Here is a 12,716-nt window from a genome sequence, read left to right as displayed (position 1 = left end):
CCGACATTTCCCCGGGTACCGCTGCCTTGAAAACACGTGCCAGGTCAGCTTTCTCGTGAAAGGATGAACCCATGCCCAGTGTTGTCGCGCTCTATCGGTTCCCGGTCAAAGGATTCACTGCTGAATCGCTTTCAGAGCTCACCGTGCAGCCAGACGGGCGCATCGCTGGAGACCGTGTGCTCACGTTCCGCTTTGGCGATGCCACCACACCCGAGCACAAAGACGGTCGCGACTACTGGTCGAAGAGCAAAGGCCTCTCGCTCCAGGACTTCCCTACGCTCGCACGCCTCTCACTGTCATACGACGAACAGGCCAAACGAGTGCGGATCACCGAAGGCAGCACCGAACTCGTCGAAGCAGGCCTTGATCCCGCTGGCCGAGACCAGCTCACCGCAGCCATCACAGAGTTCGTGCTCGCTTCGCCAGAAGCTCGCCGTCTCGAAAAGCCAGGAAGGCTCCCGCTCGTGCTCGTCGGTGACGGCGAGACCTCTCGCTTCCAAGACAGCTCCCGCGGCTATATTTCAGTCCACAGCGAGGCGAGCGTCGCTGAGATTGCCGCCTGCGTTGAGCCGGAGGTTGACGACCGTCGCTTCCGCTCGAATGTCGTGATCGCCGGTGTTGATCCGCGCACCGAACTCAGCTGGGACGGCAACGTACGCATCGGTGATGTGACGTTCAACACCGACAAAAACATCGTGCGCTGCCTCGCAACCCACTGCAATCCTGACACCGGGGTGCGTGACGCCAAACTGCTGACCGCGTTCACGCAGCAACTGGGTATGACGGAGCCAACCCTCGGTCGTTTCCTGCTGCCCATGGGTGAACCTGGGGTAACGACGACCGGCGGAGTGATCCGTGTGGGTGACGAAGTTACGTTCTGACACGCCCCGCGTTTCTGCGCCGAACTGATCAGTGCACGAACAGCAGCAGCACGGCGACCGCTACGAAGAGCGCACCGAATACCGTGTTCAGCACCCGCTGTCCCTTCACCGTGCGCGAGAAACGACTGAACGGTTTTGCAACTATCGCGAAGAATCCCCACATAATGCAAACATCAGCAACAACGCACGTGCCGATGATGATGGCGTACTGCAAAAGCTGGGGCTGATCCGCGCGCACAAACTGTGGAATAAACGCGAGAAAGAACACAATGGCCTTGGGATTCAGGATGTTCACCCAGAACCCCTGCCAAATCATCGCGCGACGCGTCATGCTGGCCTGCGTCTTGGCGGCCTCTGTCTCGGTCGGCTTCGTGAAGATTGATCGCACGCCGAGATAGGCCAAGTAGGCCGCGCCCGCATATCGGATCACCGTGAACAGTACTGGCGAACTCGCAACGATGAGCCCAACGCCAGCCGCCACAATAATGACGTGGGTGAGCAACGCAAGCTGCTGGCCGATGATGCCCCAGATCGCTCCGCGCCAACCGACGCGCATCGAATTCGCCATCGTGTTGATGGCCCCTGCACCGGGAGTCAAACTAATGACGATGACAGCGGCGAGTAAGGAAAGCCATACGTTAAACGTCACTGAGCTAGTGTAATCCCGCAGTGGGGCCAACTTTCACATGCTGAGGCATACCGACTCTTCCAAAACTAGGTCATTATTAGTGCATAGGCGTTGCAGCGCAGCGCAGGAAGGCACTCGATGACACAGCCACTCACCACCTCAGACGACGAACTTCGGGCACTGCGTGCCAGGGTCGCGGATCTCGAAGCAGAGAACCAGCAACTCCAGAAGACGGCACCCCGCACCACGGGTACTCAGAAGTCGTCGGGGACTGGAAAGGCCGCGCGTCGAGGCATCAGTGCGCTCTCGGCAGTGCTGATTGTGCTCGGTGTCGTCTTTGCTCCTGTCGCGCTGCTCAGCACCTGGGCCCGCTCGCAGCTCATCGACACTGACCGGTTCACTGCGACCTTCGCTCCGCTCGCCGAGAACCCGCACGTGCAGTCATACATCACCGATCAGGTCATGATTGCGGTCGAAGAGAACGTCGACATCGATGGCATGGTCAAGGATGTCTTCACCGGTGTCGCTGATCTCGGACTCCCCGAGCAGACCAAAATGATCATCCCGCTCTTGAGCGGCCCGGCAGCTGACGGCATTCGTTCGATGCTGCGTTCTGGCGTCACCGAAGTCATCAAGTCTGACCAGTTCAGCCAGGTGTGGGAGATGACGCTGCGCCAGGGTCACACCCAAGCGATTGCACTCATCCAGGGTGACCCGAATGCGATGCTGCAACTCGAGCAGGACGGCACGATGTCGCTCAGCCTTCGCGAGGTCATCACTGAGGTGAAGGCGATGCTCATTGACCAAGGATTCGGGTTTGCCTCAGCAATTCCAGAGGTGGATCAGTCGATTCCACTGTTCTCGGCCGATTCGCTGGTGACAATCCGCACCCTCCATAACGCCACTGTTGTCGCAGGAAGCTGGTTCCCCTGGGTCGTACTCATCGGCATCATCGCCGGTGTGATCATTGCGCGTCATCGTATGCGTGCGCTCGCGTGGGCAGGTGTCGGACTCGCGATCTCGTTCCTCACGTTGGCCGCTGGTATCGGCATCGGGCGCGAGGTGTTTATCGCGACGCTGTCTCCGTCGGTCATGCCCATCAGAACCGCTGAGGCTGTATTTACTCAGGTGACGACCTTCATTTCGTCAACCACAATGGCACTCGTCATGCTCAGTGTGATCATCGCCGTCGGCGCTTGGTTTGCAAGCGGGGCGAAGTTCGCTCGCAAGCTGCGTGGCATGCTCGACGCAGGTTTCGGCGCCGTGCGGCGCGCCATGGACCGGCATGGAATGCACACGCGCTCCTTCGGTGTTTTTGTGCAGCAGTGGCATACCGCGCTCTACATTGCGGCCGTGCTCGTCGCGACGCTGCTCGTGTTCATGGACCGCCCGGTACGCGGAGCGAGCATTTGGACCGCTGTTGTCTCGCTCGTGGTGTTCTTGGTGGCGCTCGAGCTGCTGCGGCGCGAGAGCGATGCGCCTGTTGAGGCGGTTCGTGCCGAGGCTGAGGGTGTTGTCGGGGCTGAGGCCATGGCTGAGGCTGATGCAGTGGCTGCCGGTGATGCTTCTGCCGAGCCAGGGGCTGACGACTCCTTGACCAGTTCCCGCCCCTAGTCCCCCCAAGGCCTGTGAGTTTCAGGCCTACATACGGTGCAGACGGCCGGTTACACGCGGATCCTTCCGAGGATGCCGTGGTAACCGGCCGTTCCTCGTATGTGGACTCCGCGGCAGTGTTCGGCGCGCTCCCGGCTGCCCGCTGCCCGGCCCTCCCTCCACCTGCCCAAACCTTGAGATCAGGCCTTGCTCTGCATGAATTGCGCCAATTCGTGCAGAGCAAGGTCGAAACTCTAGACGGAGGGCTAGAGAAGCTCGCCAAGTGCGCAGCGAACCACGAAGCACGAAGCACGAAGCAAACAGCAGCGGAAACAGCGCAGCAACAGCGCCGCGGGCTAGCGACCGCGGGCTGCCAGGCGCCGAGCTAGCTGATGCGGCGGCGGCGCAGCACGTCGTCGAGGTCAGGCATGCCCTCGGCGGTATCGCCGACGCGCCCCATCTCACTGAACGGGCTCTTCTTCTGAGTGTTCTTCGATGAAGCCTGCTGCTCGTAGCGGGCAAACATAGAATCAGCCGCGGCCTCTTCGCTCTTCTGCTCGGCAATCTGCGCAGTCACCGGACGTTCATCAGGGATCTTCGCACCCGCCCGAGCGAGCCCTTGCTCGCGTGCAACCTGCTCGCGAGCTTCGCGAAGCAGCATCGAGTCAGGCTGATTCTCCATGCGAGGCTGTGCACTGGTACGCGACGCACGCGCACGGGCCATCGAGCGAGCACGCGCAATGCGTTCGGCAGCAGCACGCTGGGCCGCATTGTGAGCCTCGGTTGCGGCAGTATCGTCGGCCGCGACCGAGGAGGCTTCAGCCTCGACGGTTTCAGCGACGACCGGCGAAACAGCCTCTTCAGGAAGCGCCTCAGCAGCGATCGGTGCAAGTCGCGCACGCCCAGGGGCGAGCAGCACCAACGCACCAGCACCGAGCGAAAGCCCAAGCAGCGACCAGATCAGAGGTACAGCACCCGCGCCTGCAAACAGCAGGCCGATGCTCACGAACGAGGCGACGACGCCAAGCAGCGAGATGAGCGCAGCGAGCGAGCGCACGCGACGCACGCCGGGCTTGCTCAGACGAGCCGCCCGCTGGGTCGCAGCCTGCTTGCGCTGCATCTGCTGGGCGCGGATCTCGGCACGCACCTGCGCGGCGCGTGCCTCTGCCAGCTCGGCATTCCGTTCAGCTTCTTCACGCTTCTTCTCAGAGCGCAGCAGCTTCTCGTGCGCGAGGGCCTCTTTCGCAGTGGCCTCGATGCGCATCTCTTCTGGCATTTCCATGGTTTCGGCAAGCACGCGGAGCGTTCGCTGCAGTCGGAACGCATTCCGCTCTGCAGCTTTGAATTCGCGACGTCGGTTCCACCCTGGCACCAAAACAGCAGCCCAGAGCACTGCAATGATCACGAAGATCATTCCACCGCCTAGCGCACCGCCACTCATGGGCTAACCATATGCCGATTTAGACCGGCGTGTCTCGTGGCGCGCCGAGGAAAATTCGCGGATCGGCGAGTCGCCCACAGTCGTCGTCGAATAATCTACCGACGCAACCGTTCGAGCATCGTTGTTTCTCGCTCTTCACGAGTGATTGCAAAGGATTCGTGGTCGCGCCACTGCCCACCAATGTGTATATACGCCTGTCTACATCCCTCGTACCGCATACCGAGCTTTTCTACGACCCGAAGTGACGCCGCGTTTTCTGGCCTGATGCAGATTTCGACCCGGTGGAGGCCCCAGATGTCGAAGAGATAATCCATTGCAAGCGCGACCGCAGTTGGAACAATGCCTTTTCCTGCATATCCTTCGGCAATCCAGTATCCGAGCTGTCCCGAACGGAGTGCGCCCCCGCTCAATTCGGAGGCATTGAGTTGGCCAACCACTTCGTCGTTGTAGGTAATCACCCAAGGAATACCGGTGCCAGTGCGCAGATTTTGACGCATCGACTTGATGACTGGGCCATAGGGGGTGGATCCGGGCGCGACCGAGTAGCCCTCGGGATGTGTCGCCTCCCACTCCTGCAGCCAAGACCGGTTTCCTCGCAGGAGGTCGCCCATGCGTTCGGCGTCTCGGGGCAGAATCACCCGCAAACCAACCGACCCCGCGTATAGCCTTGGCGGCTTCACGCGGGGTCGGAATGCAGGCATGTGAGGGAGTGACTACTCGCCGCGGATGCGATCCGCGAAATCGATGATCCAGTCACGAAGCTCGCCACCGAGTTCATCGTGGTCAACACCGAGCAACACGTTCGCTTTGATCCAGTCAGCGCGGTCACCGGTGTCGTAGCGACGACCACGGAACACGACGCCGTACACGGGAGCTTCGCCGCCGCCCTGTGCAAGCACGTTGAGCGCGTCGGTGAGCTGGTACTCGCCGCCACGGCCGGGCTCAAGACCGTCGATCACGTCGAAGATCTCGGGACGCAACACGTAGCGACCAATGATTGCCAGGTTCGAGGGAGCCTCTTCACGGCTGGGCTTCTCGACAAGATCGGTGATCCGCACAACGTCGGGATCGTCGGTTGGCTCGACCGCGGCGCAACCGTACAGGTGGATCGATTCCTCAGGAACCTCCATGAGCGCGATCACGGTTGCCTGGCGTGCATCGTGCTCTTCAACCATGCGGGTGAGGAGCGTATCGCGCGCATCGATGAGGTCATCACCGAGCAGCACGGCGAACGATTCGTCGCCAACGTGGCAGCGTGAGCGGCCGACCGCGTGACCGAGGCCAAGGGGCTGACCCTGGCGCAGCATGTGCACCTCGGCGAGCTCGCTCGACTGCTTGACCTTCTCAAGCTTCTTCGCATCGCCCTTCTTCTCGAGCGCACGCTCGAGCTCGGGGACGCCATCAAAGTGGTTCGAGATGTTGTTCTTGTTACGACCGGTGATGATGAGCACATCGGTCAGTCCGGCCTCTGAGGCCTCCTCGACGACGTACTGAATCGCGGGCTTGTCAACGATCGGCAGCATCTCTTTCGGCATCGCCTTCGTTGCCGGGAGGAACCGCGTGCCAAGGCCAGCCGCAGGAATCACTGCCTTCACGACGCGCTTCGCGTTTACGTTTCGGGTTTCAGTCATAACGCACAGCTTAACGCTCCGCCTCCGAGATTCTGCCGAAGCAGGCTGATTTCGTCAGTTCCTACACCCGTAGTCAAGGCTAGGCTCATGCGTATGACTTCCTCGATCGCTGATGAGAAGCGTGCGCTCCGTGCCCGCGTGCGTACGCAGCGTGCGGCGCGGTCGGGGCTAGCCGCGCGGTCGGGGCTAGCTGCCCATTCGAGGCGCGGATCCGCCCATACCGAATCCCTCATCAGCCTCGTGCGCGACTTCACGGTATCGCGGAAGGCGCCGGTCACCCGCGTAACCAGCTTCGTGAGTGTCGGTGACGAGCCTTCTACCGCAGGGTTCAACTCCTGGGCGCTTGCGCAGGGGATTGAGGTGCTGCTCCCCCGTGTGCGTGAGGACGGCCACATGGACTGGGGCGTCCTGACAACGGCACCCGACGGCGGACTCGCGCCCGGGGCCTTTGGAATCCCCGAGCCCGTTGGCGATGTGCTGCCGTCGACTGCTCCCCAAGAGACCGATCTCATGCTCATCCCTGCCTCATGCATCGATACTGACGGCAACAGGCTTGGCTGGGGCCGAGGGTTCTTTGACCGCTGTCTTGCTGGTCTCGCCGATCCGCCGCCCGTCTTTGCGGTGGTGTTTGACGATGAGGTGTTTGAAGCGGTGCCGGTCGAGCCGCACGATGCGCCGATCGCGGGTGCCGTGACCGAGCATCGCGTGCTGCGATTCGCGCCCGCGGGAGGCACGAGTGAGGTCGGATCACGGCCACCCAGCGAGACGCGCTAAACTCAAGGCGTGCCAACCTATGCTTACCGTTGCGCCGATTGCGAGCACGCTTTCGACGCCTACCAGTCGTTCTCTGATGCTGCGCTCACCGAGTGCCCCGAGTGCGGCGGCAAGCTGCGCAAGGTTTTCGGGTCGTCGATTGGTGTGACTTTCAACGGCTCCGGCTTCTACCGCACCGACTCACGCCCGAGCAGCTCGGGTTCATCTTCGTCGTCGGTCTAGCGGCTCTAGCCGAGCGCGTCTCGGCTACCCCCAGTGCGGCGGACGATCCCGCAGCAGCTGTTCCTCCGACGCAGAACGAGCACGCGCTGCGGGAGCATCGCCCCACGCCTCGGGACGATCTTCGCCAGCTTTCTCCGTGATCGGCTGTTCAGAGGGGCGCGGATCGACGCCCTCAGGCGCCGGTCGGGACGCCCGCCGGTTCTTGCGTTCAGCCATGACTAGTACGCCTGGGTGTCAGTCGCGTCGGCGATGACGCCGGTCTCGGCACCTGATCCGCCCTCGTCTGCACCAGACTCGGCCGCACGACGAGCAGCCTCGTCACGTCCCAAGACCCGCGCAATGCGTTCAGCAACCGCACCTGCGTCAGAGAACAGGTCGAACCGCTGCACGCGCTGGTAGTGCCAGCCGAGGCGACGCAGCACTGCAGGTCGCAAGCGCAAGGCCTCACGCAGGCTCTCAGGATGCTCGCCGAGGTCGAAGTCAACTGCGATCACGGCATCGCCGAACGACGCCGCGAGCGGAATGACACCGTGGTAGTCGAGGGTGACGTTGAGTCCAAGCTCCTCGAGGCGAACAGCAAGGTCACTCACGAGCGGATCCGCCTCTGACGGCAGCACCTCGGGAGCAGCCGCGGGCGCATCGAACGCAAGCAGCTCAGCGAGTTCGACAACGCCGTGCTTCAAACGATCACTATCGAGGTCTTCTGGTTTGAAGCAGCTCACAATCGTCATTGCACGTCGCGCTCGGGTCATCGCAACCGCGATGAGCTTCTCGCCACCTGGCTGACCGAGCGAGCCGAAGTTCGACAGCACGCGGCCGTGCGGGGTACGGCCGTAGCCGATCGAGAAGATCACACGGTCACGGCTCTGCGCGGTCGCCTGTTCGAGGGTGAGAACGCCGAAGGGTTCCGCTCGATCACCGAGCAGGAACTCACGGTACTGCGGGTACTTCGCGAATGCTTTTAGCACCGCTTGGTTCACACGCACCGCATGCTTTGCGCTCGCGGTGATGACCATGAGCGATTCGCTCGGGCGCTCGTCAGCGTGCTGCAGCACCATCTGTACCACGCGGTCAACTTCGGCGTCGGTGCTCTCGACCGCGCCAGTGTGTTGATCGGGCAGGCCCTGGCCGTGCGGCACGAATTCGTAATTGAGGCTCGAGTGACCCAGGTAGCTTCCTGCCCACGGGAGCGACTGAATCTCACCGTTGTAGAACCGCGAGTTCACGAGGTTCGTGAGGTCTTCGCCGCCTGCCCGGTAGCTCCGCGTGAGCGAGAGCTGGGGCAGTACTTCGGCAAGCTCGGTGAGCGCCGAATCCTCAGCGGTCTCAGGGAGCGGATCGCGCGTCGTTCCCGCACCGGTCACTGCAATCTCAAACGGTGACGGCGACTGCGTGATCTGGTCACCGAATGCGACAACCTGCTTTGCGCGGCGGATCGCACCGAGGTTCTCGGCAAGCGTCGTCGCGCCGGCGTCGACGAGCAGCACCGTATCGAAGCGCATTGACTCTGGCAGCTGGAAGACCTCGTACGGCGACATCGTCCAGACCGGTGCCAGTGCCGACAGCAGCGCTGGTGAGTGGCGCTGGAGCATACCGACCGATGCGTATCCGCTGCGGAGCGCACCTCGCAGCGCGAGAGCCTCTTGCTTGTGGTCGAGCACTGCCACACGCCAGCTATCAGAAAGCGACGCGGCGAGCTGTGCTCCGTTGGCTCCAGCGTGTGCGTCGTCAACGAGACGGAAGTCTGCTTCAAGCCGCTCAATGACGCTCGTGTTTGCGCTGAGTAGGGCCGGGTTCGTCTGCAGCATGCGTTCGAGTGCCGACTGCCACCATGAGAGTTCCAACTCTGCCGAAACCTGGTCTGCAGGCACGTGCCGTGCGGAGAGGTCATCGAGCAGCGGCTGCAGGTTCGCCCCACGCAGGCGCTCAACGATGGTCGTGCGCTCTTGGATGTTCTTGAGTACTTCTGACTCTTGAGCAAGATCAGCGACGCGCTGAGCCAAAGCGCCAAGCTGCAAATTCTTCAGACGGCTCGACTCTGCCGAGGTTCCGAGAATCCGGTCAAGCTTGTCGAGATCTTCGTACGCAGACTGGAAAGCAACAACGACGTCTGCAATGCCGAGCGGAACCTCAGGGCGTGCACCGGCAACGGTCGAGTAGCGCTGCCAGAGCACGCGCTGCTGCTGAATCTGCACGAGACGCGAGTACATGTCTGTGATGCTCACGCCGGGGCGCACGTACTCGCGTGCAAGCTTCTTCAGACGACGCTTGTTGGCGTTCGTCATCTCTTCACCAGAAGCACTTCGGGGGCTGTGCGCCGCAATGACCTCGGTGAGCGAACGGTCGTACACCTGCGGTGTGAAGCGGTCGAGCGTATCACGCACGCCCATGAGCAGACGCAGGTAGACACCGAGTTCGGCAACCGTCTCGTACGGGCGCATTGAGGTCTGACCGATGACCTCGTTTGCCATTGAGACCAGGCGGGGCAGCTGTGACTCAGCGAGGTCTACTGCGAGCGCGTATGCCGCGCGTGCTTCTTCGGTCGTGTCGAACGAGACGCCGTACCACGGCGAATCTTCTGGACCGTATTCAAACTGTCCGAGGCGTGCGACCTCGGTGAGCGCGTCAGCAACCGACGACCGGTCAATCGCGAGCTGGCCAAGGGCCTGATCGTCGAGACGCACGGTCGTGGCTGGCGGCTCTGCAGTGCGCGAAAGCAGCGCAAGCTTGCGGAGCGCTTCCACCGGCGAGACTCCGTAGCGCGAGTCCTTCTGGTTGAGCGCATTGCCGTAGTCCAGCAGCACTCCGCGCAGACGAACGAGTGCGTCATCAACGTCACGCAGCTGTTCAGGCTGCGAATTCTCGTTGCGGCTGATCGCCTCAACGAGGTTGCGGCGCAAGCGACGCGGTGAGACGGCAAGGCCGGTAAGTGACGCACGCGACAAGCGATGCGCAATGCCATCGAGCGTCGCGCGGCGTGGGGACACGACCAGCACGCGCTTGCCGTCACGCACGAGATTGCCGATCGCGTTTGCGACGGTCTGCGTGCCACCGGTACCAGGAAGCGTGCGTACGACGAGCGAGTGCCCGGCGCTGATCTGCGCGAGCACGTCATCTTGCTCAGCGTCAGAATCGTAGAGATTTCGATCGGTATCTGGCGCACGGTGGTCAGGAGACGCTGCGTCGACCGGACGGTAGCTGTCGCGCAGCGCCTGCTGAGCCGGCTCACTGCCACAGATCGCGTCGAGCACGGGAATGTCGAGGTCACGCGCATCCGCAACCATCTGCTGTGAGACGTTGTGGAACGACGACACAATGAGGCGCGGCTGCACCTCGAAACCGGCGACCCCTGCAACCATCTGACGCAGACGATCGATCACTGGCTGCGGCTTGAACACGCCCTCGGTCTGAGACAGCTCAATAAGCGTGCGCGCATCGAGCATGATGCCGAACTGTTCGTGCAGTACGCGGATCAGCTCAGAGTTCACCACAGGGAACTGCTTGAGCTTGAGCTCAAAGTCGCGACCGTAACGTCGAATCGCGAGCGGGCGCAGCAGCACAGGCGCGCAGAAATCGGTGCCTTCGAAGGTCCACTTCGCAAGGCCGACAGCGAGGTTGACCGTCTCAAGTCCGCGTACAGTGCGCATCTCGACAGCCTTGTCGGTAACGCGAGCTGCTGCGAACCGTGCGTGACGCAGTGCGAGGTCGTCGCGGATCAGCGCAGACAGCAAAATCTTGTTTCCACTGATGAACTGTGGCAGGCCGCCCGGATGCGTGGAAGAGAGCTCGATCCGGTTCGCGGGGTGATCATCAAAGTGCAGGAGCGGGCTGTGGCCACCAATGCGCGAGAGCTGTTCGCGCCACTGCGCGTGCTCACGAGAGTTCGCATCAACGACTGCCGTTGGCCCGCCGAGCTGTTCAGTCAGCTGCTCGGCCGTCTGTTCCTGTGGCATGGCGGCCTCCTCACTACCGGTGTTCGAGGCGCGCGGATCATCCGAACCTGTTGGGTCGGTTGATTCTCGACGGTCAGCACTCCACACAACCACACCATAAGCGTTCAAGCATGATTTCCGCAGTATGAAGCCGGTGTGTTTCGAGTCAACCTGACCGATTTACACCCCACACGCAGAGAGGCGCGGCACCCCGATGATCGGGTGCCGCGCCTCTCACGCAGGTTCGATTACTTGTCGTCGGCGTTCACAACGATGCCGCCGGTCACGACTGGATCTGCAACGACGGGTTCACCGCCGCGCACCTTCGCTGCGAGACGCATGAGGTGGTACACACCGACTGCGGCGATTGTGCCGAGCGCGATGCCATTGAAGACGATCGGGTTCGCTTCGCTGCCGACAGTGAGGCCGAAGTCGGCGATACCGACGATGAGCGCGACAGCCGCGGTGAACTGGTTGATCGGCTTCGAGAAGTCGACCTTGTTGTCGATCCAGATCTTCACACCGATCAGGCCGATGAGACCGTACAGCGCAACCGTGACACCTGCGAGCACACCCGCGGGAACCGTGAAGATCACGGCGCCGACCTTCGGGCAGAAGCCCAGCAGGATCGCGATGATGCCAGCGACCCAGTAGGCAGCCGTCGAGTAGACACGCGTTGCCGCCATGACGCCGATGTTTTCGCCGTAGGTAGTTGTGCCCGATCCGCCGCCAAAGCCAGCAAGCATCGTCGAAATGCCGTCAGCCAACAGCGCCCGTCCCGTGACGGGGTCGAGGTCGCGGTTGATCATCAGGCCGACGCTCTTCACGTGACCGACGTTCTCGGCGATCAGCACGAGCACAACGGGAATGAACATCGGCAGCAGGCCCCACAGTGCGGGATCGCTGAACGGGTTTGCCGGCAGGTGGAATTCGGGGAGACCGATCCACGCTGCTTCCTTCACCGCGGTGAAGTCGATCTCGCCAAAGAGGATCGCCGCGATGTACCCGACGACCATGCCAAGCACGATCGACAGGCGGCCAATGAGACCACGGAAGAGCATCGTGATGAGCAGCACCGAAACAATCGTGATGAGTGCGACCCATCCCGAATTCTCGGTTGCGTTCCAGTTGTTCTTGACAGCGGGCGCCAGGTTGAAACCGATGAGGGCGACAATGGTGCCCATGACAACGGGCGGCATGAGCGCATTGATCCAGCCGGTGCCAAACTTCTGCACGATGACGCCGACGATCGCCATCAGCACACCGATCGACAGGATGCCAAACGACGCACGTGACAGGTCACCCTCAGGCCCGCCAGCAAGTGCCGCGGTGATCGGCGCGATGAACGCGAACGAAGAACCGAGGTAACTCGGCAGACGGTTACCCGTCAGCAGCAGGAAGAGGATCGTACCGAGACCCGAGAAGAAAAGCGTCGCGCTGGGCGGGAAGCCCGTAATGAGCGGCACCAAGAAGGTAGCGCCAAACATTGCGACAACATGCTGCGCGCCAAAACCAATGGTTTTCGGCCAGCTCAATCGCTCCTCAGGGAGAACGATTGCATCGGGTGCGACGTGCTTTCCGTCACCGTGCTGCTTCCAGGCCATCCCCTGTGTT

General features: G+C 62.0%; 10 protein-coding genes and 1 pseudogene. 4 read left to right on the top strand and 7 right to left on the bottom strand.

The features are described 5' to 3' along the window. Window positions 1–71 precede the first annotated feature (71 nt). Window positions 72–881, top strand: a complete 810-nt coding sequence (locus tag FW756_RS07550; RefSeq protein WP_446429539.1) for an MOSC domain-containing protein — start codon at window positions 72–74, stop codon at window positions 879–881. A gap of 28 nt (window positions 882–909) precedes the next feature. On the opposite strand, the gene FW756_RS07545 is transcribed toward FW756_RS07550, so the two are convergent. Next, window positions 910–1,530, bottom strand: coding sequence for a LysE family transporter (locus FW756_RS07545; RefSeq protein WP_446429538.1), 621 nt, complete (start codon window positions 1,528–1,530; stop codon window positions 910–912). 117 nt (window positions 1,531–1,647) lie between these two features. Between FW756_RS07545 and FW756_RS07540 the strand changes: the two genes are divergently transcribed. After that, window positions 1,648–3,123, top strand: a complete 1,476-nt coding sequence (locus FW756_RS07540; protein ID WP_446429537.1) for a hypothetical protein — start codon at window positions 1,648–1,650, stop codon at window positions 3,121–3,123. A gap of 364 nt (window positions 3,124–3,487) precedes the next feature. On the opposite strand, the gene FW756_RS07535 is transcribed toward FW756_RS07540, so the two are convergent. The 3 genes from FW756_RS07535 to galU all read right to left on the bottom strand — a co-directional run bounded on the left by FW756_RS07535 (window position 3,488) and on the right by galU (window position 6,174). After that, the gene (locus tag FW756_RS07535) at window positions 3,488–4,543 is read right to left on the bottom strand and encodes a hypothetical protein (RefSeq protein WP_446429536.1); all 1,056 of its coding nucleotides are present in this window, start codon (window positions 4,541–4,543) and stop codon (window positions 3,488–3,490) included. A gap of 95 nt (window positions 4,544–4,638) precedes the next feature. Continuing rightward, on the bottom strand, window positions 4,639–5,244 hold the full coding sequence (locus tag FW756_RS07530; RefSeq protein ID WP_446429535.1) for a GNAT family N-acetyltransferase: 606 nt from the start codon (window positions 5,242–5,244) through the stop codon (window positions 4,639–4,641). A 12-nt stretch (window positions 5,245–5,256) separates the two neighbouring features. Continuing rightward, window positions 5,257–6,174 (bottom strand): UTP--glucose-1-phosphate uridylyltransferase GalU, encoded by a 918-nt coding sequence (galU, locus tag FW756_RS07525; protein WP_446429534.1) that lies wholly within the window; start codon window positions 6,172–6,174, stop codon window positions 5,257–5,259. A 93-nt stretch (window positions 6,175–6,267) separates the two neighbouring features. Between galU and FW756_RS07520 the strand changes: the two genes are divergently transcribed. Together FW756_RS07520 and FW756_RS07515 are read left to right on the top strand one after the other, a co-directional pair. Further along, on the top strand, window positions 6,268–6,948 hold the full coding sequence (locus tag FW756_RS07520; protein WP_446429533.1) for a 5-formyltetrahydrofolate cyclo-ligase: 681 nt from the start codon (window positions 6,268–6,270) through the stop codon (window positions 6,946–6,948). Between the two features lie 9 nt (window positions 6,949–6,957). After that, a pseudogene (locus FW756_RS07515) lies at window positions 6,958–7,164 on the top strand (FmdB family zinc ribbon protein); the annotation flags it as partial. A gap of 30 nt (window positions 7,165–7,194) precedes the next feature. On the opposite strand, the gene FW756_RS07510 reads toward FW756_RS07515, so the two are convergent. From FW756_RS07510 to FW756_RS07500, 3 genes are all read right to left on the bottom strand, one after another. Further along, on the bottom strand, window positions 7,195–7,386 hold the full coding sequence (locus FW756_RS07510) for a hypothetical protein (RefSeq protein ID WP_188023340.1): 192 nt from the start codon (window positions 7,384–7,386) through the stop codon (window positions 7,195–7,197). Window positions 7,387–7,388: 2 nt separating this feature from the next. Then, window positions 7,389–11,123, bottom strand: a complete 3,735-nt coding sequence (locus tag FW756_RS07505; protein ID WP_446429532.1) for a DEAD/DEAH box helicase — start codon at window positions 11,121–11,123, stop codon at window positions 7,389–7,391. 227 nt (window positions 11,124–11,350) lie between these two features. Then, the gene (locus FW756_RS07500) at window positions 11,351–12,706 is read right to left on the bottom strand and encodes a uracil-xanthine permease family protein (protein ID WP_446429531.1); all 1,356 of its coding nucleotides are present in this window, start codon (window positions 12,704–12,706) and stop codon (window positions 11,351–11,353) included. Window positions 12,707–12,716: the final 10 nt, after the last annotated feature.

It is taken from the genome of Leucobacter sp. 1207-22 (assembly GCF_052850455.1).
This window is presented reverse-complemented; position numbering and strand designations above follow the sequence as displayed.

Coding starts and splice junctions, on each gene's coding strand:
- FW756_RS07550 (WP_446429539.1), top strand. CDS start 72: ATGCCCAGTGTTGTCGCGCTCTATCGGTTCCCGGTCAAAGGATTCACT.
- FW756_RS07540 (WP_446429537.1), top strand. CDS start 1,648: ATGACACAGCCACTCACCACCTCAGACGACGAACTTCGGGCACTGCGT.
- FW756_RS07535 (WP_446429536.1), bottom strand. CDS start 4,543: ATGAGTGGCGGTGCGCTAGGCGGTGGAATGATCTTCGTGATCATTGCA.
- FW756_RS07530 (WP_446429535.1), bottom strand. CDS start 5,244: ATGCCTGCATTCCGACCCCGCGTGAAGCCGCCAAGGCTATACGCGGGG.
- galU (WP_446429534.1), bottom strand. CDS start 6,174: ATGACTGAAACCCGAAACGTAAACGCGAAGCGCGTCGTGAAGGCAGTG.
- FW756_RS07520 (WP_446429533.1), top strand. CDS start 6,268: ATGACTTCCTCGATCGCTGATGAGAAGCGTGCGCTCCGTGCCCGCGTG.
- FW756_RS07510 (WP_188023340.1), bottom strand. CDS start 7,386: ATGGCTGAACGCAAGAACCGGCGGGCGTCCCGACCGGCGCCTGAGGGC.
- FW756_RS07505 (WP_446429532.1), bottom strand. CDS start 11,123: ATGCCACAGGAACAGACGGCCGAGCAGCTGACTGAACAGCTCGGCGGG.
- FW756_RS07500 (WP_446429531.1), bottom strand. CDS start 12,706: ATGGCCTGGAAGCAGCACGGTGACGGAAAGCACGTCGCACCCGATGCA.